This window comes from Sulfitobacter sp. OXR-159 (assembly GCF_034377145.1).
In the GTDB taxonomy this organism is placed as follows: Bacteria; Pseudomonadota; Alphaproteobacteria; order Rhodobacterales; family Rhodobacteraceae; genus Sulfitobacter.
The window spans coordinates 3,207,501-3,228,907 of sequence record NZ_CP139707.1; the positions used below are offsets into that span (position 1 = coordinate 3,207,501).

At 60.3% G+C, this 21,407-nt stretch carries 22 protein-coding genes, 1 tRNA gene, 1 rRNA gene and 1 pseudogene (1 of these 25 only partly in view); 12 read left to right on the forward strand and 13 right to left on the reverse strand.

The genetic code is table 11. The annotated features are described in order from the left end of the window. Positions 1-278 (reverse strand): 16S ribosomal RNA (locus T8A63_RS16400); it reaches 1,186 nt to the left of the window's first position. 669 nt (positions 279-947) lie between these two features. Between T8A63_RS16400 and T8A63_RS16405 the strand changes: the two genes are divergently transcribed. The 3 genes and pseudogenes from T8A63_RS16405 to T8A63_RS16415 all read left to right on the forward strand — a co-directional run. Further along, positions 948-1,217 (forward strand): hypothetical protein, encoded by a 270-nt coding sequence (locus T8A63_RS16405; protein ID WP_322344447.1) that lies wholly within the window; start codon positions 948-950, stop codon positions 1,215-1,217. 186 nt (positions 1,218-1,403) lie between these two features. Beyond that, positions 1,404-1,538, forward strand: coding sequence for a hypothetical protein (locus T8A63_RS16410; RefSeq protein WP_322344448.1), 135 nt, complete (start codon positions 1,404-1,406; stop codon positions 1,536-1,538). A 57-nt stretch (positions 1,539-1,595) separates the two neighbouring features. Continuing rightward, positions 1,596-1,766 (forward strand): annotated as a pseudogene (locus T8A63_RS16415) (DDE-type integrase/transposase/recombinase); the annotation flags it as partial. A gap of 861 nt (positions 1,767-2,627) precedes the next feature. Here T8A63_RS16415 and T8A63_RS16420 read toward each other — a convergent pair. Beyond that, positions 2,628-2,703: transfer RNA gene (locus T8A63_RS16420), tRNA-Trp, on the reverse strand. 143 nt (positions 2,704-2,846) lie between these two features. Between T8A63_RS16420 and T8A63_RS16425 the strand changes: the two genes are divergently transcribed. Further along, positions 2,847-3,344, forward strand: a complete 498-nt coding sequence (locus T8A63_RS16425) for a DUF892 family protein (protein ID WP_300058398.1) — start codon at positions 2,847-2,849, stop codon at positions 3,342-3,344. Positions 3,345-3,501: 157 nt separating this feature from the next. On the opposite strand, the gene tuf is transcribed toward T8A63_RS16425, so the two are convergent. Then, positions 3,502-4,677 carry an elongation factor Tu gene (tuf, locus tag T8A63_RS16430; protein WP_269347167.1) on the reverse strand — a complete coding sequence of 392 codons (1,176 nt, stop codon included), beginning with the start codon at positions 4,675-4,677 and terminating at the stop codon, positions 3,502-3,504. Positions 4,678-4,838: 161 nt separating this feature from the next. Next, positions 4,839-5,417, reverse strand: coding sequence for a hypothetical protein (locus T8A63_RS16435; protein ID WP_322344449.1), 579 nt, complete (start codon positions 5,415-5,417; stop codon positions 4,839-4,841). A 126-nt stretch (positions 5,418-5,543) separates the two neighbouring features. Here T8A63_RS16435 and T8A63_RS16440 point away from each other — a divergent pair, with 126 nt between their 5' ends. Beyond that, on the forward strand, positions 5,544-6,902 hold the full coding sequence (locus T8A63_RS16440; protein ID WP_322344450.1) for a cytochrome P450: 1,359 nt from the start codon (positions 5,544-5,546) through the stop codon (positions 6,900-6,902). Positions 6,903-6,927: 25 nt separating this feature from the next. Here the strand turns inward: T8A63_RS16440 and T8A63_RS16445 are convergent, their stop codons facing one another. Then, positions 6,928-9,369 (reverse strand): DNA topoisomerase IV subunit A, encoded by a 2,442-nt coding sequence (locus T8A63_RS16445; protein WP_300049752.1) that lies wholly within the window; start codon positions 9,367-9,369, stop codon positions 6,928-6,930. A gap of 224 nt (positions 9,370-9,593) precedes the next feature. On the opposite strand from T8A63_RS16445, the gene T8A63_RS16450 reads away from it, so the two are divergent. The 6 genes from T8A63_RS16450 (at position 9,594) to T8A63_RS16475 (ending at position 13,866) form a co-directional block, all read left to right on the forward strand. After that, complete coding sequence (locus T8A63_RS16450; RefSeq protein ID WP_322344451.1) at positions 9,594-10,289, forward strand: SH3 domain-containing protein; 696 nt, start codon at positions 9,594-9,596, stop codon at positions 10,287-10,289. A 57-nt stretch (positions 10,290-10,346) separates the two neighbouring features. Then, positions 10,347-11,180 carry an SDR family oxidoreductase gene (locus T8A63_RS16455; RefSeq protein WP_322344452.1) on the forward strand — a complete coding sequence of 278 codons (834 nt, stop codon included), beginning with the start codon at positions 10,347-10,349 and terminating at the stop codon, positions 11,178-11,180. 58 nt (positions 11,181-11,238) lie between these two features. Next, entirely contained in the window at positions 11,239-11,445 is a 207-nt protein-coding gene (locus T8A63_RS16460; protein WP_067623948.1) for a twin transmembrane helix small protein, read from the forward strand. Beyond that, positions 11,445-12,020 (forward strand): cob(I)yrinic acid a,c-diamide adenosyltransferase, encoded by a 576-nt coding sequence (locus tag T8A63_RS16465; protein ID WP_067940757.1) that lies wholly within the window; start codon positions 11,445-11,447, stop codon positions 12,018-12,020. Before T8A63_RS16460 ends, T8A63_RS16465 begins: the two co-directional genes overlap by 1 nt. A gap of 161 nt (positions 12,021-12,181) precedes the next feature. Then, positions 12,182-12,940 carry an electron transfer flavoprotein subunit beta/FixA family protein gene (locus T8A63_RS16470; protein ID WP_067623952.1) on the forward strand — a complete coding sequence of 253 codons (759 nt, stop codon included), beginning with the start codon at positions 12,182-12,184 and terminating at the stop codon, positions 12,938-12,940. Continuing rightward, positions 12,940-13,866 carry an electron transfer flavoprotein subunit alpha/FixB family protein gene (locus T8A63_RS16475; RefSeq protein ID WP_067623955.1) on the forward strand — a complete coding sequence of 309 codons (927 nt, stop codon included), beginning with the start codon at positions 12,940-12,942 and terminating at the stop codon, positions 13,864-13,866. Before T8A63_RS16470 ends, T8A63_RS16475 begins: the two co-directional genes overlap by 1 nt. 76 nt (positions 13,867-13,942) lie before the next feature. Here the strand turns inward: T8A63_RS16475 and T8A63_RS16480 are convergent, their stop codons facing one another. Beyond that, positions 13,943-14,776: a DUF6473 family protein gene (locus T8A63_RS16480; RefSeq protein ID WP_322344453.1), complete on the reverse strand. Its 834-nt coding sequence runs from the start codon at positions 14,774-14,776 to the stop codon at positions 13,943-13,945. A gap of 157 nt (positions 14,777-14,933) precedes the next feature. Here T8A63_RS16480 and T8A63_RS16485 point away from each other — a divergent pair, with 157 nt between their 5' ends. Then, entirely contained in the window at positions 14,934-15,809 is an 876-nt protein-coding gene (locus T8A63_RS16485; RefSeq protein WP_067623959.1) for a 3-hydroxybutyryl-CoA dehydrogenase, read from the forward strand. Between the two features lie 79 nt (positions 15,810-15,888). Here the strand turns inward: T8A63_RS16485 and T8A63_RS16490 are convergent, their stop codons facing one another. Genes T8A63_RS16490 through T8A63_RS16520 form a run of 7 tightly spaced genes read right to left on the reverse strand, consistent with a single transcriptional unit; the run spans position 15,889 to position 21,267 of the window. Continuing rightward, positions 15,889-16,773, reverse strand: a complete 885-nt coding sequence (locus T8A63_RS16490) for a lysophospholipid acyltransferase family protein (protein WP_300049772.1) — start codon at positions 16,771-16,773, stop codon at positions 15,889-15,891. 34 nt (positions 16,774-16,807) lie between these two features. Further along, complete coding sequence (locus T8A63_RS16495) at positions 16,808-17,077, reverse strand: HPr family phosphocarrier protein (protein ID WP_067623964.1); 270 nt, start codon at positions 17,075-17,077, stop codon at positions 16,808-16,810. 16 nt (positions 17,078-17,093) lie between these two features. After that, positions 17,094-17,486, reverse strand: a complete 393-nt coding sequence (locus T8A63_RS16500; RefSeq protein ID WP_067623967.1) for a PTS sugar transporter subunit IIA — start codon at positions 17,484-17,486, stop codon at positions 17,094-17,096. Beyond that, positions 17,483-18,388 carry an RNase adapter RapZ gene (rapZ, locus tag T8A63_RS16505; protein WP_300049780.1) on the reverse strand — a complete coding sequence of 302 codons (906 nt, stop codon included), beginning with the start codon at positions 18,386-18,388 and terminating at the stop codon, positions 17,483-17,485. Before rapZ ends, T8A63_RS16500 begins: the two co-directional genes overlap by 4 nt. After that, positions 18,385-18,813 carry an HPr kinase/phosphatase C-terminal domain-containing protein gene (locus tag T8A63_RS16510; RefSeq protein WP_322344454.1) on the reverse strand — a complete coding sequence of 143 codons (429 nt, stop codon included), beginning with the start codon at positions 18,811-18,813 and terminating at the stop codon, positions 18,385-18,387. The genes rapZ and T8A63_RS16510 overlap by 4 nt, the downstream gene beginning before the upstream one ends. Before the next feature lie 21 nt (positions 18,814-18,834). Beyond that, entirely contained in the window at positions 18,835-20,523 is a 1,689-nt protein-coding gene (locus tag T8A63_RS16515; protein ID WP_067623972.1) for a sensor histidine kinase, read from the reverse strand. 42 nt (positions 20,524-20,565) lie between these two features. Further along, entirely contained in the window at positions 20,566-21,267 is a 702-nt protein-coding gene (locus T8A63_RS16520) for a response regulator transcription factor (protein WP_067260621.1), read from the reverse strand. Positions 21,268-21,407: the final 140 nt, after the last annotated feature.

Genomic DNA, 21,407 nt, shown 5'->3' on the forward strand with positions numbered 1-21,407 from the left:
CTGATCATCCTCTAAAACCAGCTATAGATCGTAGACTTGGTAGGCCGTTACCCCACCAACTATCTAATCTAACGCGGGCCGATCCTTCTCCGATAAATCTTTCCCCCGAAGGGCGTATGCGGTATTACTCACCGTTTCCAGTGGCTATTCCGCAGAGAAGGGCACGTTCCCACGCGTTACTAACCCGTCCGCCGCTAGACCCGAAGGTCTCGCTCGACTTGCATGTGTTAGGCCTGCCGCCAGCGTTCGTTCTGAGCCAGGATCAAACTCTCAAGTTGAAAAGCTATTGCTAGCTTATCCTTGACGTCGAACCTCTGCACATCGACCTGTATCCCTTACTGAAAGATACAAGCCATTCTCTGTTTGTTGTGCTTGAGACTACAAAGTAGTCGAAAGCCGTCCAAACAGTGAAGCTGACACTCTATCATCGGCCGAAGCCTAAGAGCGCGATATACAGACGTTGATCCATCGAATGAACCAAACCGCCCACATATCTCTTCAGATATCAAATTTTCAAACAACGTTGAGACAAAAGAAACTGAGATGCGCCCTAACTTCTTGGCGCGCCCCGCCCTAATACCTCGAATTTTCTTATCCGCTTTCCGAACCGAACTCAGCGTCTCCGCTCCCGTCCGCCCCGTCTGGCGCCCCGCTGCTGCATCTCTGCGCCGCCGGTAGAGGGGGTTCTAAGGCGAGTGACAGAAACCCGCAAGCAGAAAGTTGAGAAAAGTGTGGGTTTCAGGGAACCTTTCGACAAGTAACTGAAATCGCGCGCTATTTCTGGGCTTTGACGCAGTAATCAGGCTCACCTGGCGACAGGATGTTACGGCGATTTAAAGCAGCTGCCTCTCAGGTGACGTGAATCGCTTTGGACCTGCCGCGGTTTAAAGCCGCTCCTTTGATAGCATCTACTGAAACAAACAAAGGAGATTGACTATGGAAATGAAATGGACGGCAAGTTCCGCCAAGATGTGGTGCGTATCGCACTGACCAGTGAACTAACACGCAAGCAAGCGACGGATGATCTTGGCGTCGGGATGTCGACACTGAACAAGCGGATCACAGCACATCGAGATACGGATGCGGTGTCGAAAGGGGATTTGAGCTTTGCCCAACAGAATGACCGGCTTGGGTGCGAAAACCGCAATTTCAAGGATGAGCGGGAGATTCTAAAGAGGCCACAGTATTTCTTGCGGGTCAAAATCTGTGAGGTTTAAGTTCATCGAAGAGCACCAGACCACGTTTTCCATACAGCGTATGTGCCAAGTTATGCAGGTCAGCTCGCGCGGTCTGCGCGCCTTCCGAAGCCGCCCCGCCAGCCGCAGGCAGCGGTCTGATCTGATCACGCTTGCACATATCAAAGTGCAATCTCGTCTGAGCCTGGCAGCCATGACAGGCCGCGCATGACCGAAGAGTTGAAGGAAATTGGTCTGGATGTTGGCCATCGTCGTGTTGGCCGTTTCCCTCTCATCGCTGCAAGCAGCGACTACCAGGCAGTGGACGCGCCAGAACTGCATATCTGTTGTGCGAACACGTAAGCACAAGGTCACAACCATTGCCCGGCAAGCGATTGCGGAGCAACCTGCCGAGAGGGGGACAGCGATCACAAGTTCGACATCGCGCCCAATCTGTTGGATCGTGACTTCATGGCAGATGCGCCAAACCAGAAATAGGCTGGCGACATCAGCTATATTTGGACACGAGAGGGTTGGCTGTATCTGGCTGTGATATTGGACCTGCATTCCCGAAGGGTCATCGGCTGGGCCCCCTCTCGTTGACTGTCAATTTCATTGCCTAGTCGTAGCCGACTTCTTGGGTCGCTTGGGCGAAGAGGTCTCTGGATGGGAGCCCATCTACAATGGCCTAGGTCGCCAACGCAGGTTGGGCGGCGACTTTTCTGGCGTTACGATTGAGGCCATTGAATGGGACTATATGCTTAACTCGGCTCGAACACAGAATAGAGCACTTCTGTCTGCCGCTGGAATGCAAAAGTCTGGTAGAACAGAATTCTCAGCTCGACCTTCCCCCGACTCTGCCGCGCTCAGCTCAGAGGGCGGATCGGTAGTCGTAGCCGAGTGATCTGTTAGCTACTTCTTTGAGAAAACAGTAACGTCCCACCTCAGGACAATGCATCCTTGGCTATCCTTCCTTTTAAATCATATTTAACTGGGGTTTTAACAAGGTGGGACGTCTCTGCTGAAATGCCGACGTTGCGTCCCACCTTTTTTTGGCAAAACCCTTATTTTTATAACGCCACTCTTGCGCTATACTGATGAGGTCGGCAGGGGTGCGAAGGTTAATTGGCAGTGCCAACTTACCACACTCGCCGCCTCGTCACCTAAATTTCCCATATTCTAAAGGCTTCTAGCCCATCCGCTTTCTTCCGGGCTCATCGTGGCTCTTCCGGATTAAAACCCCGGTTTCTGCCACCTTTTCCTTCGCACTACAGAAAGCCAGCTTGGCGGTTCCGTTCCAACGACAGGGGAGCCGTTTTAAAGTGTAAGAAATGCGGCGACTCACAACAGCCCTTCAGGCGGCAATCCCCAGGCCGATGAGACACCAAGCGGCGAAAACAAACCAACCGCCCCGCTAGATGCGCAGGTCCTCATTACAGATTTGAAGAGATGTGGCAGGGGCTGAGGGACTCGAACCCACGACCCTCGGTTTTGGAGACCGATGCTCTACCAACTGAGCTAAACCCCTATGCCGGGGGTTTGGGTAGTCGCAAACGGGCGGCGGATCAAGAGCAGATCTGACCTTTCCGGTGATATTCTCTTCTTTGGGGAACATTGCACGGCCAGCTTACGTTTTCTCGTCGAACCAAGCCCGAAATTGGAGGACGACCGATGACTATGAACAATCTCAAAGACGTCTACACCGACCAACTGCAAGACCTCTACTCTGCCTGCAAGCAGTCGCTTGAAGCGACCAACGCACTGGGTCGCGCGGCGGAGGACAAGGAGCTGTCGGAAGCGCTGATCGATGGCAGCAACGGAATCGCCAAAGGGATGGATGTGCTGAAGTCCATCTGCGCGAAACATGACCTCGATCCCGACGCAGAGCACTGCCACGGCATGGAGGGCCTTGTGAAAGAGGCGCATAAACATGTGCTGGAAGAAGACTTCGGCGACAACGACGCCCGCGATGCGATGATCATCACGCAGTATCAGCGCATGGTGCATTATGCATTGGCCGGATACGGCTGCGTTGTGGCCTTTGCCAATCGCTTGGGCGAGGACGAAGACGGCGCGCAGCTGCAGGAGCAGCTTAATCACACCTATGACGGCGACCGCCGCATGACGGAGATCGCGACCAAGGGCGGTGTGAACGCAGACGCCGCGTAAGTGCGAAAGATAGGAATGAGAAAGGCTGGCTCTTACAGGAGCCGGCCTTTTTTCGTTTCAAGGGCCGTAGGTGCCCCCCCACAAAAGCAAAAGGCCGCAGCAAACGCTGCGGCCTTTCAAATCTCTCAGACGTCAGGCCCGAAGGCCCAGCCCAAAATCACTCAGTGATTTTGGAAACAACGCCGGCGCCAACGGTACGGCCACCTTCGCGGATCGCGAAGCGCAGGCCGTTTTCCATGGCGATCGGTGCGATCAGCTCAACGCCGAAGGACACGTTGTCGCCGGGCATGACCATCTCGGTGCCTTCTGCCAGCTGAACGGTGCCGGTCACGTCAGTTGTACGGAAGTAGAACTGCGGACGGTAGTTCGCGAAGAACGGCGTGTGACGGCCACCTTCCTCTTTGGTGAGGATATAGGCTTCGGCTTCGAACTTGGTGTGCGGGTTCACGGAACCGGGCTTGCAAAGAACCTGACCGCGCTCAACGCCGTCACGCTCAACGCCACGCAGCAGCGCGCCGATGTTGTCGCCAGCTTCACCACGGTCCAGCAGCTTGCGGAACATTTCCACGCCTGTGCAGGTGGTTTTCTTGGTGTCGCGGATGCCGACGATTTCGATTTCGTCGCCAACGTTGATCACGCCCCGCTCAACACGGCCGGTCACAACGGTACCACGACCAGAGATCGAGAACACGTCTTCGACGGGCATCAGGAACGGCTGGTCAACAGCACGCTCAGGTGTCGGGATGTAGTTGTCGACTTCTTCCATCAGCTTGCGGATCGCGTTTTCGCCGATGGCCTCATCGCGGCCTTCCATCGCCGCCAGTGCGGAACCGGGCACAACGGGGATGTCGTCGCCGGGGTAGTCGTAGGAAGACAGCAGCTCGCGGATTTCCATCTCAACCAGCTCGAGCAGCTCTTCGTCGTCGACCTGGTCAACTTTGTTCATGAAGACGACCATGGCGGGGATGCCAACCTGACGGCCGAGCAGGATGTGCTCGCGGGTCTGGGGCATCGGGCCGTCGGCCGCGTTCACAACCAAGATCGCGCCGTCCATCTGAGCCGCACCGGTGATCATGTTTTTCACATAGTCAGCGTGGCCGGGGCAGTCGACGTGGGCGTAGTGACGTGCTTCGGTCTCATACTCGACGTGTGCGGTCGAGATGGTGATGCCGCGGGCCTTCTCTTCGGGCGCGCCGTCGATCTGGTCATACGCTTGGAAGTCACCGAAGTATTTGGTGATCGCCGCGGTCAGCGTGGTTTTACCGTGGTCAACGTGGCCGATTGTGCCGATGTTGACGTGTGGCTTGTTACGTTCAAACTTTGCCTTTGCCATGGTGGCGCCCTTTTAATTGAGGGGCCCCAACGGGGACCCGAACCCTATCTGGCGGGCGATGTATTGGGTTCGGGCGGTAAAATCAAGCGTGACTTGCGTCTTGGGGCCACTTAAAGCCCATCGGGCCCATGCGGCAGCGGTTCGGCGCGCCCCGACGGGGGTTATTTATCCTCCGACTCCCCGGCAGGCGACGATGCCACACCACCGCTGAACCAACCCTCTTCGCGGTTTTGCTTGACCAGATAGGTCTCGATCGACTTGGCCGCGTTCTGGCTGAGGTTCTTGAGCTGCTCTTCGGCGGATTTGGTATAGCCCGAGCCAACAACCGGGCCCTGATCGAGGGATTCGAAGACAGTGATCTGATGCGGCTCGGGGTTCAGCTTCATGTTCTTCGCGTCATCCCAGACCGTGAGGTTAAGGATCAGGATCGACTTCGGGGCAAAGACCAGCGGGATGCCCGGCTGCGCCAGCACGTAGCCTTCCACGCTGATGCCAAAGTGATAGAGACGCTCCCCATCGTAGCGGTCAAAGCGTTCGGCGGTGGCGGCGCGCACGGCCTCGGCCAGTTCTTCTTTGCTGACCTCGCGGCTCAGCGGCCCCTTCTGCGCTTTGGGCGCCACGACGATATTGTGGTGCAGGTTGAAGTCCCCCAGCGGGGTCGGCGCTTTGTCGAGGTCGGAGGCCCCGTTGCAGGCGGCCAGCGTCGCGACGAAGGTCAACAGGGCAAGAACTCGGAACATGGGCAATCCTTCGGGGGCGTTAAGATTTCGAAAAGGGGTAGCCGATGGCCGGGAGGGGCGCAATCATTTGCCGCAGTTGCGCGCCTGCCGGTCCGGTCTATCTTGGATATGAGTGAGGACAGCATCATGACCCAACCATCCCCCCTGCCCGTGCGCGTACCGCTGGTGACCGAGCCTGTAGGAATGCTCGGCAGTTTGCAGATGGCCCGGCGCAACGTGCTGAGCATCATCCCCAAGATCGCCACCACCCAGCCCATGGTTTCGGGTAAGACCGGCAAGCACTGGCATATGGTGATGGACCCGGGTGCGATCCGGGAAATCCTGCTCGACCGGCTGGAGGACTACCCGAAGTCCGATGTCACCAAGAACCTGCTACGCCCGGCCATCGGGGAATCGCTTTTCATTGCAGAAGGGGCGCATTGGCGCTGGCAGCGTCGGGCGGCAGCCCCCGTCTTCTCTCAGCGCAACGTGCGCAACCTTGCCCCGGTGATGAGCGCCGCCGCCGACCGCTCGGCCAAGCGCATCGCCGCTGCGGGGCCGCGCGCGGTCAATATGCTCGATGAGATGGTGACGACGACTTTCGAGGTGATTGGCGACGTGACCTTCTCAGGCGATGGCACCTTTGACCGCGACAAAGTGCATGGCGCCATCGACGACTATATCGCCGAGGCGGGTAAGATCAGCCTCTTCGATATCCTCGGCCTGCCCGATTGGCTGCCGCGTCCGGGGCGGATGATGTCCGGTCAGGCGCTGAAGCAGATGAAGGCGATGGCCGATCAGGCGATCGAAGCGCGGGTGGCGCGCGGCCATGACGGCACGCCCGATCTGCTGGACCTGCTACTGGAGGGCGAAGACCCCAAGACCAAGCGCCAGATGAACACCGGAGAGTTACGCGACAACCTTTTGACCTTCATCGTCGCGGGGCATGAGACAACGGCGCTGACGCTGGCTTGGTCGATGTACCTCATGGGGTTCGACCCCGAGATGCAGGCGCGCGCCCGCGCAGAGGTGCGCGATGTGCTGCAAGGCCGTGCCTGCACCGGCGACGATGTGGACAAGCTGCCCTTGGTGCGGATGATCATCGATGAGGCGCTGCGGCTCTACCCCGCCGCCGGGATCATTTCGCGCACGGCGCAAAAGCACGACAGGCTCTGCGACCGCGAAATCCGCCCCGGCGACACGGTGATGATCCCGATCTACGCGCTAGGCCGCAATGAACTGCTTTGGGACGATCCCGATGCTTTCCGGCCCGAGCGCTTTGCCGACCGCAAGGCGATTGATCGCTATGCCTATCTGCCCTTCGGGGACGGACCGCGCATCTGCATCGGGGCGAGCTTTGCGTTGCAGGAGGCGGTGATCATCCTCGCCACCCTGCTGGGGCGGTTCAAGTTCACGCCTGTGCTGGGAAAGGACCCGGAGCCGGTGATGATCCTGACACTGCGCCCCGAGGGCGGCGTCTGGATGACCGCCGAGCCGCTGGACTGACCGCGCCCCGAAAGGCGCGGCTGTTTCACGTGAACTTGTTGTCGCGCGGGAAGCCGCGCGGCGCCATCCGGCCCGAGCTTGCGCGCTTGCCGGTCCATTCGGCCAGATCGGCCTCGGTACGTGTCCGGCCCGCCGGGTCTTGCCAGCTGAGGCCCGCTTCCCGTGTGAAGGTCGTGGCGTCCGACAGGCCGCCATCCTTGTACTTCTGCAGGCGCACGCCCTTGCCCCGGCCCATCTCGGGCAATTCATCAAGGCCAAAGACCAGCACCTTGCGGTTCTCGCCCACGGTGGCGACGCTGTCGCCCGACACCGGATGACAGACCAGCGCCGAGACGCCTTCGCCACGCACATTGAGCACCTGTTTGCCGCTGCGGGTCTGGGCCACGACGTCATCCTCGGGCACCACGAAACCGTCGCCTGCCGTTGAGGCAACCAACAGCTTGCGCCCCGGCTGGTGGATAAAGAGTGACACGATCTGCACTTCGTTGGGCAGATCAACCATCAGACGCAAAGGCTCGCCCATGCCCCGCCCGCCGGGCAGGTTGGCGGCGGAGACGGTGTAGAAACGCCCGTTCGAGCCGAAGACCAGCAACCGGTCCGTCGTTTCGGCATGGAAGATAAAGCGCGGGCCGTCGCCGTCTTTGAACTTCAACTCACGACCGAGATCGATATGGCCGGTCATGGCGCGGATCCAGCCCATCTGGGAGCAGACCACGGTGATCGGTTCGCGGTCGATCATCGCCTCGATCGGGACATCCTCAACCTCTCCGGCGGTGTCGAATTCGGTCAGGCGCTGGCCGCGTTTGATGCCGTCGATCACCCAGTCCTTGCCGAACTGCTTTTTCGTCGCGCGCAGCTGGTCGGCGATGGTGGACCATTGCAGGTCGTCGCTCTCCAGCAGGTCTTCGAGCCCCGCGCGTTCGGTCATCAGCGTGTCACGCTCTTTCACCAGCGCGTCTTCTTCCAAACGCCGCAAGGACCGCAGGCGCATGTTGAGGATCGCTTCGGCCTGCACATCCGACAGGCCATTCTCGCGGCCTGCATAGCTGTGCGGGATGGCGCGGGTGTCACCGCTCTCAGTCAGCACGCCGGTGGCTTCGGCCTCGGCATCCGCGATGACCGCCAGTTTCGACACATCGACCCCCGCCAAGGGCGAGACATAGGCGGATTCGTCCATCGCGCGGCTCAGCGTATCCTGATGCGCACGGCTCCAATCCTCGTACATCAAGGCGGCTTTGGGGTCGTCGTCGTAGCGGATGATCTCGATCACCCGGTCAAGGTTCAGGAAAGCCGTGATCAGGCCCTGCAGCACCTCAAGCCGGTGGTCGATCTTGTCCATCCGGTGCCGCGAGCGACGTTGCAGCACCTCGCGCCGGTGGTCGAGGAAAGCGCGCAACACTTCCTTGAGCGAGCAGACCTTGGGCGTTTGGCCGTCGATCAACACGTTCATATTGAGCGAGAAGCGCACCTCAAGGTCCGAGTTGCGGAACAACATCCCCATCAGCACGTTCGGATCGACGTTCTTCGAGCGCGGCTCGATGATCATGCGAATGTCTTCGGCGGATTCGTCGCGGACATCGGCAAGAATCGGGATCTTCTTGGTCTGGATCAGTTCGGCGATCTTTTCGATCAGCTTGGATTTCTGAACCTGATAGGGAATCTCGGTAACGACAATCTGCCAAGCGCCCCGGCCAAGGTCCTCAACTTCCCAACGACAGCGCAGCCGGAAGGAGCCACGCCCCGTGCGGTAGGCATTGGCGATATTCTCAGGCGGCTCGACGATCACGCCACCGGTGGGAAAATCCGGGCCGGGGACGTAGTTCAACAACGTCTCGTCGCGGGCGTCGGGCGTCTTGATCAGGTGAATACAGGCGTCACACAGCTCGGCAATGTTATGCGGCGGGATGTTCGTGGCCATGCCCACGGCGATGCCCGAAGAACCATTGGCCAGCAGATTCGGAAATTGCGCGGGCAGCACCACCGGCTCGGTCAATGTGCCGTCGTAGTTCTCACGGAAATCGACAGCGTTCTCGTTCAGCCCTTCCAGCATGGCTTCGGCCACGGCGGTCATCCGCGCCTCGGTATAGCGCGAGGCCGCCGGGTTATCGCCGTCGATGTTGCCAAAGTTGCCCTGCCCGTCGACCAGCGGATAGCGCACGTTGAAATCCTGCGCCAACCGCGCCATCGCGTCATAGATCGCGGCATCGCCATGCGGGTGATAGTTCCCCATCACGTCGCCCGAAATCTTTGCCGATTTACGGAAGCCGCCCGTCGAGGACAGCCGCAACTCGCGCATGGCATAAAGGATGCGGCGGTGCACCGGTTTCAACCCATCGCGCGCATCCGGCAGCGCCCGGTGCATGATCGTGCTCAAGGCATAGGTCAGATACCGCTCTCCCAAGGCGCGGCGCAGCGGCTCGGACAGGTCATTCGGGTCGAGTTCTGGGGGTGTGCTTATGTCTGACATGACGGGTCTTTTAGCCAAGCACGGCAGAGCGGGCAAGCGACAGATTGCCCGCCGTTTGCCCGCAGTCGACTCGGGAAAAAGGTCGCCAACACGGTTTCAAGTGAGAAAAAAGCAATACTTTCCGGATATGCGAATTCTTGCCAATCGGAATTGAACCATTCGCGAAGTTTCGCGTTGGTCTCTCAACAGCAACATGGTTTTGACACGGGACAAGGAACAGCAAAATGAAACGGTTCATCTTTTTGACATTTGGTTTCATGGGCTGGGCATTCTACGAGATGAGCGGCGGGGCGGATTTCGTGCCAGCAGGCCCGCAGATGGCCAGCTCTGAGACGGCAGCTTCGGCGCTGATCGCCAGCGCAGAAGCCGGCACAACCTCGTCCAACCTTGTCACCGCCGCCGCGGCAAATGCAGCCCGCAAGGCCGAAAGCCCCATCACCCCCTTCGCCGAGCGCGCACCGGCACGGGATGTGACTGCGACCCGCGTGGCGCTGAACCTTACGACCCTCAGCGACTTGCCGCAGGCCAATGACGCGATGGTGCAAAAGGCCGTGGCCACCCCCGCGGACCGCGCTGGCGCGAAAGTCGTGAAAGCCGTCAGCACCAGCACCCCCAAAGTAGAAAAGGCCGCCTATTCGACCACAAGCGCCAATGCGCCGGTCGTCATTCCAAGCCTGATCAACGCCACCGACAACGGCACGACCTATGTCAGCACGACGCAGGCCGACATCCGCAAAGTGAATGGCACCCGCGTCAATGTCCGCGGTGGGCCGGGCACCAATTTCGGTGTGGTCGGGAAACTGGGCAAAGGTGACGCCGTAGAGGTGGTCGAAGATAACGGTGCCGGTTGGGTGCGCTTTCGCAGCGTCGACGGCACGGCATCCGGCTGGATGGCAGACTTCCTGCTCAACAACGGCTAACTTGCCAATCTTACAGCATCGCGCGATGAAGGGCCTTTCAAATGAAGGGCCCTTTGCATGTCTGCGACCCGTTCCATCCTCATCACCGGTTGTTCCAGCGGCATCGGCTATGCCGCCGCCCATGGCATGCGCGCCCGCGGCTGGCGCGTCTTTGCCGCCTGCCGCCAACAAGCGGATTGCGACCGGCTGAGCGCCGAAGGGTTCGATGCGCCCCGTCTCGATTATACCGATGAGGCCAGCATCCAGTCGGCCCTCGCCCAAGTACTAGAGCAAACCGGCGGCACCTTGGATGCTGTCTTTAACAACGGCGCCCACGCCACGCCCGGACTGGTCGAAGACCTTCCCACCGATGCCCTGCGCGAGATATTTGAGGCGAATTTCTTTGGCTGGCACAGCCTGACCCGCGCGGTGATCCCGGTGATGCGCAAACAGGGGCATGGGCGGATCGTGCAATGTTCTTCGGTGCTTGGCATGGTGGCGATGCCATGGCGCGGGGCGTATAACTCCACGAAATTCGCGCTGGAGGGGCTGACCGACACCCTGCGGCTTGAAATGCGCGGCACGGGGGTTGAGTTGATCCTGATCGAACCCGGGCCCGTCACCTCAAAGCTGCGGACCAAGGCGATCCCGCGCTTCGAGCGCTGGATCGACTGGAAAAACAGCCCCCGCGCGGCGGAGTATGAGGCCACCATGCGCCCCCGGCTCTATGACGATAGTGGCAAAAAGGACCGTTTCGAACTCCCGCCCGAGGCGGTGGTCGAAAAGCTGGCCCATGCCGTCGAGTCCCCCCGACCCCGCCCGCGCTATTTCGTCACAACCCCAACCCACATCGCCGGTGTTTTGCGGCGTATCCTGCCGACGCGGGCGCTGGACTGGGTCACCAGCCGCTGATTTTGGTTGCGCGACTGTCCTGCGCCGCTACATCTCGGGGCCAACGAAAGGACAGCCTATGCCAAATGATCCGTTTTTCGTGATCGTCCTGCTTTCCGTCGTGGCGGTCGCCGTCGTGCTCCTGATGGGGCTGGGCGGCTTTGCCACCGGAGGCAAGTTCAACAAACGCAACGCCAACAAGCTAATGCGCTGGCGGATTATCGCGCAGTTCATCGCCGTGCTGCTGATCCTTGCCTATGTCTATTTCCGAGGGGGCACGATCTGATGGTTGTACTGAACAAGATTTACACCCGCACCGGGGACAAGGGCACGACTGCGCTTGGCAATGGCGAACGTGTCGCCAAACATGACGCGCGGGTCGAGGCCTATGGCACCTCGGATGAGTTGAACTGTTTTGTCGGCGTTGCCCGGCTTGAAGCCACCGGCGCGACGGACGAAGCACTGGCCCGCATCCAGAACGACCTTTTTGATCTGGGCGCCGACCTTTGCCGCCCCGATATGGCGGCCGACCGCGATGCAGAGTACCCGCCCCTGCGGGTCACGCAAGAACAGGTTGACCGGCTTGAACGCGAGATCGACGTGATGAACTCCGAGTTGGAGCCGCTGCGCAGCTTTATCCTGCCCGGTGGCCGCGCGCTGGCCGCACATCTGCATGTATGCCGCACCGTGGCGCGCCGCGCCGAACGGCTGGCGGTTCTGCTGTCCGAGCAAACGGCGATCAACCCGGCCTGTGTCACCTATCTGAACCGTCTCAGCGACTGGTTCTTCGTCGCCGCGCGTATGGCCAATAACGCGGGCAAGGAAGACGTGCTCTGGGTGCCGGGCGCGAACCGCGCATAAAATAGCGCTAACAGACGAAAATCGGGGAAAACGCCGCGTTCAAAACTGCCGACCTGCCGATTTTGGCCTGTTTTGATCCGATCCGCTTCGTTACACCCGTGTGGAGAATTAGGGAGACCGGGCCACCAGCCCGCGTCGCAAACTGAGGAGAGAGACCGCTCATGAAGGTATTGGTGCCTGTCAAACGCGTGATCGACTATAACGTGAAAGTTCGTGTCAAAGCGGACGGATCGGGTGTTGATCTTGCCAATGTGAAAATGTCGATGAACCCCTTCGACGAAATCGCCGTTGAACAAGCGATTCGTCTGAAAGAAGCCGGTCAGGCTGAAGAGGTCGTCGCTGTCTCCATCGGTGTGAAGCAAGCGCAGGAAACGCTGCGTACCGCGCTCGCCATGGGTGCGGATCGCGCGATCCTCGTGGTCGCATCGGACGATGTGCATAAGGACATCGAGCCTCTGGCCGTGGCAAAGATCCTCAAAGCCATTGTCGACGAAGAGCAGCCGGGCCTCGTGCTCTGCGGCAAACAGGCGATCGACAATGACATGAACGCCACCGGGCAGATGCTCTCGGCGTTGATGGGCTGGTCGCAGGCAACATTCGCCTCGGAAATCGCCATCGAAGGCGACAAGGCAAAAGTCACCCGCGAAGTCGACGGCGGCTTGCAGACCATCGAAGTCTCCATGCCCACAGTCGTCACCGTGGACCTGCGCCTGAACGAGCCGCGCTATGCCTCGCTGCCGAACATCATGAAGGCCAAGAAAAAGCCGCTGGATGAAAAGACCGCCGAAGACTACGGCGTCGATGTCTCCAACCGCTTGGAAATCGTCAAAACCGTGGAACCCGCCGAACGTGCCGCTGGCATCAAGGTCGGTTCGGTTGACGAGCTTGTGGCGAAACTCAAAGAAGCGGGGGCTGTGTAATGGCTGTTCTTCTGATTGCAGAGATTTCCGACGGCGAACTGTCGATGGACGCAACCGCCAAGGCGGTATCCGCGGCCAAGAAACTGGGCGACGTGACCGTTCTGGCGGCGGGCAGCTCTGCCGCGGCGGCAGGCGAAGCGGCGGCCAAGATCGATGGCGTCTCCAAAGTGCTGGTCGCCGAAGACGAGATGCTGGGCCACCGTCTGGCCGAAGCCACCGCAGCACTGATCGTGTCGCTGGCTGGTGACTACGACCACATCGTCGCGCCCGCCACCACGGATGCCAAGAACATCATGCCCCGCGTCGCGGCCCTGCTTGATGTCATGGTGATTTCGGATGCTTCGGGCGTTGTCGATGCCGACACATTCGAGCGCCCGATCTACGCCGGCAACGCGGTGCAGACCGTAAAATCCAACGACGCCAAGAAAGTCATCACCTTCCGTACATCGACCTTCGATGCTGCGGGTGAAGGCGGCTCTGCTTCGGTCGAGACCATCTCGGCTGCCGACAACCCCGGCTTGTCGACATGGGTCGAAGACAAGGTCGCCGAATCGGACCGCCCCGAACTGACAAGCGCAGGCGTCGTGGTTTCCGGTGGTCGTGGCGTCGGCTCCGAAGAAGACTTCGCCTTGATCGAAAAACTGGCCGACAAACTTGGCGCGGCTGTTGGCGCGTCGCGTGCGGCGGTTGATTCGGGCTATGCGCCGAACGATTGGCAGGTGGGCCAGACTGGTAAAGTTGTGGCTCCTGACCTCTATATCGCGGTCGGCATCTCCGGTGCGATCCAGCACCTTGCGGGGATGAAGGACTCCAAGATCATCGTCGCGATCAACAAAGACGAAGAATCGCCGATCTTTCAGGTTGCCGACTATGGCCTTGTGGCGGACCTTTTCGACGCCGTGCCGGAACTGATCGAAAAGCTGTAAAGCTCTTCACGTGAAACACCAAAGGCCCGCCGTTCTCGGCGGGCCTTTTTCATTGCATGCGCCTGTACCGGGAGCGTCAGGACATGCTTTGCAGCGCATCGGTCAGGGCGGCGGCGGCATTGGCATGGGCCATGGGGCCCAGCATTTCCGACGCAGCCTGCGCCTCGAATTCGCTGACCACCATGCCAGCGGTCGGCCCGGCAAAGGGGTCTTTGGGAGAGACGACCTCAATCTTGGCCGTGGCATGTAGGGCCACCGAGTCCAACATTTCGCGGGTCACGAACAGCGGATCATGGCCCAACTCCCCCACCGGCTGCTGTGCCTCCGCGACCGGCTGGCGGTCGGCCAACCAAAGCAAAAGCGTGCGCCCCTGTATCTGCCCCAGCATCAAACGCATGCGCGCCAGCCAGGCCTGCTGCAGCTCTGCGCGCACCGCCTCAAACCGCTCGGGCGAGACTTGCATGAGGTGGGTCAGCATGTGCCGGTTGAAGTGGAACTGGGAAAAATCAACCTCGCGGTAGATCGTCTGCAACAGCGCGGAGGCCCCAACAAACCGGTCGTTCCGGCGCCGGTGGACCGAATAGAAACGGTTGGTCATGTTCTGCGCGCCCATGACCTGAACTACCGTCACATCCGCCTGCGAAGCGGCCTGCGCGACGAAAGGATCATGCGCAAAGGCGTCGATCCCCGCGTTGGGAAAGCCGAAATTCACGCAGGTCTTGCCGATCTCGGCTTCGACCCGCGCGGGAAACGGCTCCTCAATGAATTTGCCATAGGTCTCCGTCCCGCCGAGAAAGGCGATATAGGGCGCCTCCAGCCTGCGGCGGGGGCCGCGAAACATCAGCTTTGAGGTGCCATAGCGGCATGGCAAATAGTCCAGAGGCGCTGGCCCCACTGCGTCATAGGTCATTGAACCCACCTTTGTTGTTCACCCAAAGCCAGATTGCACGGTAGGGGCTGCGATTCTGTTAAAGGGCGAATTTGCCGTGAGTTTTCGTAAACAGCTGCCCTTGCGGCACCCCCGCCACGCGCCCTATTGTGCGCCGAACTCAAGCAAAGGACAGGCCATGGACATCCAGAAAATCGGTATCGTGGGAGCAGGGCAAATGGGCAACGGGATCGCCCATGTCATGGCGCTGGCGGGCTACGACGTGCTGCTGAACGATGTCAGCGCCGATGCGCTGGCCAAAGCGATGAAAACCGTGACCGGCAATATGGACCGTCAAGTCAGCCGCGAAAAGATCACCGCTGCCGAGCGCGACGCCGCCATGGCGCGCATCACTACGACCCAGACGCTGAGCGATCTGGGCCAGAGCGATCTGGTGATCGAAGCCGCCACGGAACGGGAAACGGTGAAACAGGCGATTTTCGAAGACCTGATCCCGCATCTGAAACCGACGACGATCCTGACCTCGAACACCTCTTCGATCTCGATCACCCGTCTGGCCAGCCGCACCGACCGCCCCGAGAAATTCATGGGCTTTCATTTCATGAACCCCGTGCCGGTGATGCAATTGGTCGAACTAATCCGCGGCATCGCCACGGATAAGGAGACCTATGACGCCTGCAAAGCCGTGGTGGACCGCTTGGGCAAGACCGCCGCCTCGGCCGAGGATTTCCCAGCCTTTATCGTGAACCGCATCCTGATGCCGATGATCAACGAGGCGGTCTATACGCTTTATGAAGGGGTCGGCAACGTCGAGTCGATCGACAGTTCGATGAAGCTGGGGGCCAACCATCCAATGGGCCCTCTGGAACTGGCGGATTTCATCGGTTTGGACACCTGTCTGGCGATCATGAACGTGCTGCATGATGGGCTGGCCGATACGAAATACCGCCCCTGCCCGCTGCTGACCAAATATGTCGAAGCCGGGTGGCTGGGCCGCAAAACGCAGCGCGGGTTCTATGATTACCGGGGCGAGACACCGGTACCGACGCGCTAAGCCGTAAGGGTGTTGGGGGCCCTGCCCCCATCGCGCCAATGGCGCGATTCCCCCGCGGGTATTTTTAAAAGGATGAAGATCAGTTGGTCAGCGCCAAAGTGTGGGCGCGGAGCCAAGACATGAAGCCGCGCGGGTCGTCGGCCCAGCGGTCGATCTCTTCTTGGGCAAGCGGATGGCCGACGATCGGTCCTTGGGGCTTGTCGCAGGCGTGGGCGATTTCATGCAGCAACAACCCTTGGCGCAGCATCGGGCTGAGTTTGTTCGCGATCTGATAGGCGCGGCTGTTCTGACCGGGGAAGCGCATAGGGACCACCTGCGCACCAGAGCGGCGGATCATCTTGGCGGTGAAAACGTTCCATTCTGCTTCGACCGCCGGGCCCCACCAGCTTTCTGATGCGGCAACGACGCCGGAGGGGAATAGCGCCACAACGCCGCCGTCTTTGAGGTGGGCCATGGCTTTGGCGCGCATTTCAACGCCTTTACGCTGCGCATCCGGGTCGTGCGGGAATGGCACCGGGATCATGTAGCTGCCGGCCACCTCGTCGATCGACGTGAGCAGTGACCGGGTGAGGATACGGTAGTCGGGGCGCACACGGCCGATGAGATCGGCGAAAATCATGCCGTCGACCATGCCGTGGGGGTGGTTCGCCACAACCACGACCGGCCCTTCTTTGGGGATGCGGTCAAGCTGCTCTTGCGGGGTGGTGAGATCGATGCCCATCGTGTCGAGTGCGGCGCGCCAGAAGGCTTGGCCCGAGGGGGTGCCGCGTTGCTCAAACTTGCGGATCAGGCGCAGGATTTTGAGCTTGCCTGTGAAAAGCTCCATCGCGGAGATCACACGCGCCTTCCATGGGTCATCGAAGGTCGAGGCATAAGACAGGCTGCGGCGGTCGTATTTGGTGAAGGTCACCGTACCGTTACCTGTCTGGGCCGGTTTGGCCGCCTGCTTTTGCGCGTCATCCATGGGGTCGGAGGATCCTTTTTCCCGCCCGGCGGGCTTAGTACCCTTCGCCGAACTTATCCGCTACGAGGGCGGTCAAAGCGTCGGCCAAGGCATCGGCATCGGGGCCGGAAGTTTGGACATCAATCGAGGTGCCGCGGGAGGCGCCGAGCATCAACAGCCCCATGATACTGTCGCCTGAGGCCGACATGCCATCCTTGCTGACTTCGGCGCGGGCATCAAAAGCCTCGACCACTTCTACCAATTTGGCGGAGGCGCGCGCGTGCAGGCCTTTTTCGTTTACGATCTTTAAAGAAAATTCGGGCATGACGTACTGGGGCCTTCTAACCTGCGCTGACATTCTGGCTGTCGATATACTTCTTACCAGCTTCGAGTGCGGCACGCACGGCATCGGGCACATCCATATGCCTCGATTTGGCGAGTTTGATCAACATTGGCAAGTTCGCGCCGTAGATGATCCGGCGGTTTTCCGGGCGGCACGCCAAGAGGCTGAGGTTTGAGGGTGATCCGCCGAAAAGATCGGTGACGACCACAACGCCGGCGCCTTGGTCCACCGCATCGGCGGCGGTGCATATCTCGCGTTCTTTGTCGGCGCGGTCGTGGTCGGGCTCAATCGCGATGGCGCGTACGCCGAATTGGGATCCCACGACATGTTCGATGGCGGCAAGATACTCTTGCGCCAGCCCCCCATGTGCGACGATGACGATCCCGATCACGGCTTGTTTTCCTCACGATGCTGACGGTCCAGCTCACGGTGCCTAATTGACACCTGCCAGCCCTGCTCTGCAAGGCGCAAAGCGTGATCTTCCGCCATGGCGACGGAACGGTGTTGGCCACCCGTGCAGCCAAATGCGATGGAGATATGCGATTTGCCCTCTTCGCGGTAGGCGGGCAGCAACAGCAGGCTAAGGTCGAGCACCTTATCGGCGAAATCTGTGTAGCGCTTATCGCCCGCCACATGGGCCGCGACAGCCGCATCCCGCCCGTTGCCACTGCGCAATTCAGGCACCCAATAGGGGTTTCTAAGGAAACGGCAGTCATGCACCACATCGACGCCGCGCGGCAGGCCGCGTTTGTAGGAGAAGCTCTGCACCGAGACCGTGAGGTGGCGCTGGCCGCCGGGGGCGAACCACTGCTCCACCTCGGCGCGCAGCTCGTGCACGTTGAGCGTGGTCGTGTCGATCAACACATCGGCGCGGGCGCGGATCGGGTGTAGCAGCTCTTGCTCGCGGGTGATGCCGTCAACTGGGCGGTCGGCGGGGGCCAGCGGGTGGCGGCGGCGGGTTTCGGAAAATCGCTGCAATAGCACATCGGGTGCACAGTCGAGATAAAGCAACTCTGCGCTCCACCCCTGCTCGGCCGACAGGCGGCCCATCAGTTCCAGCACACCTTCGGTCGAGAAGTCGCGGTTGCGCGCGTCGATGCCCAAGGCCACCGATTGCGCATCACCGGGACGGTCAAGCAGCGCGGGCAGCAAACGCAGCGGCAGATTGTCGATCGCCTCAAAGCCCGCATCCTCCAGCACGTTAAGCGCAGAGGAGCGTCCGGCGCCCGAAGGGCCGGTGACAAGGACCAACCGCCGAGTGGCGGGGTCTGTTGATGAGGTCTGACTGATCAATTCGGTTCTTTCACACCTGCTATATACAGATGAATTGCTGCCGCAAAATGAGCGCTATCGCATTTGTGAAAACAGGGCAACGTGACACCCTGTATCAGATGACTGTGGCGCTCTGGAAAGCGCTGGTATTCGGTATGGGCCAGATCGACGACAAGGCCCAAGGGCACGGGGCCGTGATCTTCGACCCGCAGGATGCCCACGTAGCGCGCTTCGATCAGGCCGCGGATCGTGTCAGGAACGCTGGCGATTACCTGCTCGCCATGGCGGGTGACATCGGTTCGGTCATCTGCCACCAGCTTGGCGCCGAGGGCGATCAATTGCAAGGCAAGGGCCGATTTGCCCGCGCCGGAGGGGCCGAGGATCAGCACCCCACGCCCGTTGATCGCCACGCAGCTGGCGTGGAGGTTTTCGCGCTCGACTGTCATATCAGGCCCCGCGCCCGTGCTTTATGTAGGCAGCCCCACGACGAAACGCGCACCGAGCGGTTCGGAGGTGATGTCGGCTTCGGTTGGGCGAATATTCTCGGCCCAGATCACCCCGCCGTGGGCTTCGACGATCTGTTTCGAGATCGCGAGGCCCAGGCCGGAGTTATTGCCGAAATGCTCTTCCGGGCGCTGCGAATAGAAGCGTTTGAAAATCTTGCCAAGCGCCTGTTCGGGAATGCCGGGGCCGGTGTCCTCGACCACGATCAGCACGCGGTTGGCACGCTTGCGCGCCCAGACCCGGATCGCATCGCCATCTTCGCAAAAAGAAATCGCGTTGGTGATGAGGTTCACAAACACCTGCGCCAAACGGGCCTCAAGCCCATGTACGGTGATCGGCGCGGCGGGCAGATCGGTGATAAAGTCGATGCCCTTGGATTTCGCATCCTCGCCCAGATATTGGCCCAGATTGCCCAGCATTTGCAGCAGGTCGAAGGGCTCTTCCTCTTCCTTGACCAGTTCGGAATCAAGCCGCGAGGCGTTGGAGATGTCGCTGACCAGCCGGTCGAGGCGGCGCACGTCATGCTCGATCACATCTAGCAGCTTCTCGCGTTGGTCGTCGCGTTTGACCATGCGCAGGGTGCCAACAGCAGATCGCAGAGAGGCGAGCGGGTTCTTGATCTCATGGGCCACATCGGCGGCGAATTGTTCGTTGCCGTCAATCCGGTTGTATAGCGCCGAAACCATCCCGCGCAGTGCGCCTGACAGGCGGCCGATCTCGTCGGGGCGCGCGGTCAGGTCGGGGATGCGAATGCGGCCGGGGTTCATCTTGCGCGCATCCTTGTCGCGGCCAAGTTCGGCGGCAGTGGACAGTTCGGCCAGCGGGTTGGCAATGGTCGAGGCCAGCACGAGGCTGAGCCCGATAGAGACCAGTGTGGCGATGACGAACATCTGCAAAACGCGCTCACGTTCGCTGCGCACAAGACGGTCAATCTCTCCCGCCGCGCTGGCCACGGCGACCACGCCGACGGGGGTGTCGCCCTGCATGATGGGGGTCACAACGCTGAACAGCGTGCCTCCTTCGATAGCAAGCGTGCCTTCCAGCCGGGTGCCGCCGGTCACGCTGGTGCCGACCATGCCGCGCAGCTGTTCTTCGAGCGGTGGGGAGGCGGTGACCTCATCCGTGCCGAAGGGGGCCGAGACACGCTCCCAAAGCCAGTTCAACCCGTCGTTCAACAGCGTCCGCTCGCCCGCCTCGGAAGCGGCGAGGGCTTCGGCGACGGTCAGGCTGCCAGCGGTGCGGGCCACCAGCGTTTCCGCCGGGTCATAGACGAAAACTTCGATACCGCCGCGCAGGTCCAGCCCCTCAAGCGTGGCGGCCACATCGACACCATCGCCAGTGGTGAGGTTCACAGGCGCCCCTGCAGGAAGCTGCGCTTCGATCACATCGGCGATCAGCTCCGTCTCGGACACCAGCGCTGCGGCGCGTTGCAACGCCAGACTGTCGCGCGAGGAATTGAGGTAGAGGATCCCCGCCACCAGAACGCTGAGCGCGATGAGATTAAAGGTAATGATCTTGCGCGTCAGCGGCGAGGAGCGGAGCGAGAACAGCCCCCGCCGTTCGCGCTTGACCCGAATTTCATCCGGCGCGGCACTGTCAGGAGTGACCCAATCGTCCCCCAGTACAACATCACCGTCCCTGCCAGCAGCCATGTCCCGCACAAGCTTCCTTTCGACCCGCGTTAAGCGCCGGGTTTACTCTTCGTTATATCTATAGCCGATGCCGTAAAGCGTCTCGATCGCCGAAAATTCATCATCTGCGCTGCGCATCTTTTTGCGCAGGCGCTTGATGTGGCTATCGATCGTCCGGTCATCCACATAGACCTGATCGTCATAGGCCACGTCCATCAGTTGGTCGCGCGATTTCACGAAACCTGGGCGCTGTGCGAGAGCCTGCAACAGCAGGAATTCGGTCACGGTCAGAGACACGTCCTTGCCCTTCCAGCTGACCGCGTGGCGTAACGGGTCCATCCGCAGATCGCCACGTTCCATCACTTTGGTCTCTTCGGTATCGCCGACCTCATTCGTCTCCACCGCGTCTTGGCGGCGCAAAAGGGCGCGAATACGCTCGACCAGCAGGCGCTGGCTGAACGGCTTTTTGACGTAGTCGTCGGCCCCCATGCGCAGGCCCAGCACCTCGTCGATCTCATCATCTTTGGAGGTCAAAAAGATCACCGGCATCGCGGTTTTCTGACGCAAACGTTGCAGCAGATCCATGCCGTCCATGCGGGGCATCTTGATGTCCAGCACTGCCATATCCGGCAGTTTCTTGTTGAAGGCGTCCAACGCGGCTTGACCGTCGTTGTAGGTCTCCACTTCGAAGCCTTCAGCTTCAAGAGTCATCGAAACAGATGTCAGGATGTTCCTGTCATCGTCTACCAATGCAATCTTTGACATTGCCTGCTTCCTTATGCTGCTCAATTCGTTCTTATTTTTGGAGTCAGTGATCTCCAATATTACAGATCGAATCAATCCTTAAGTGCGAATCGTGCCTTCGAGATGCACCAATTCGGTCATAATTTGGTTAGGAATGGCTA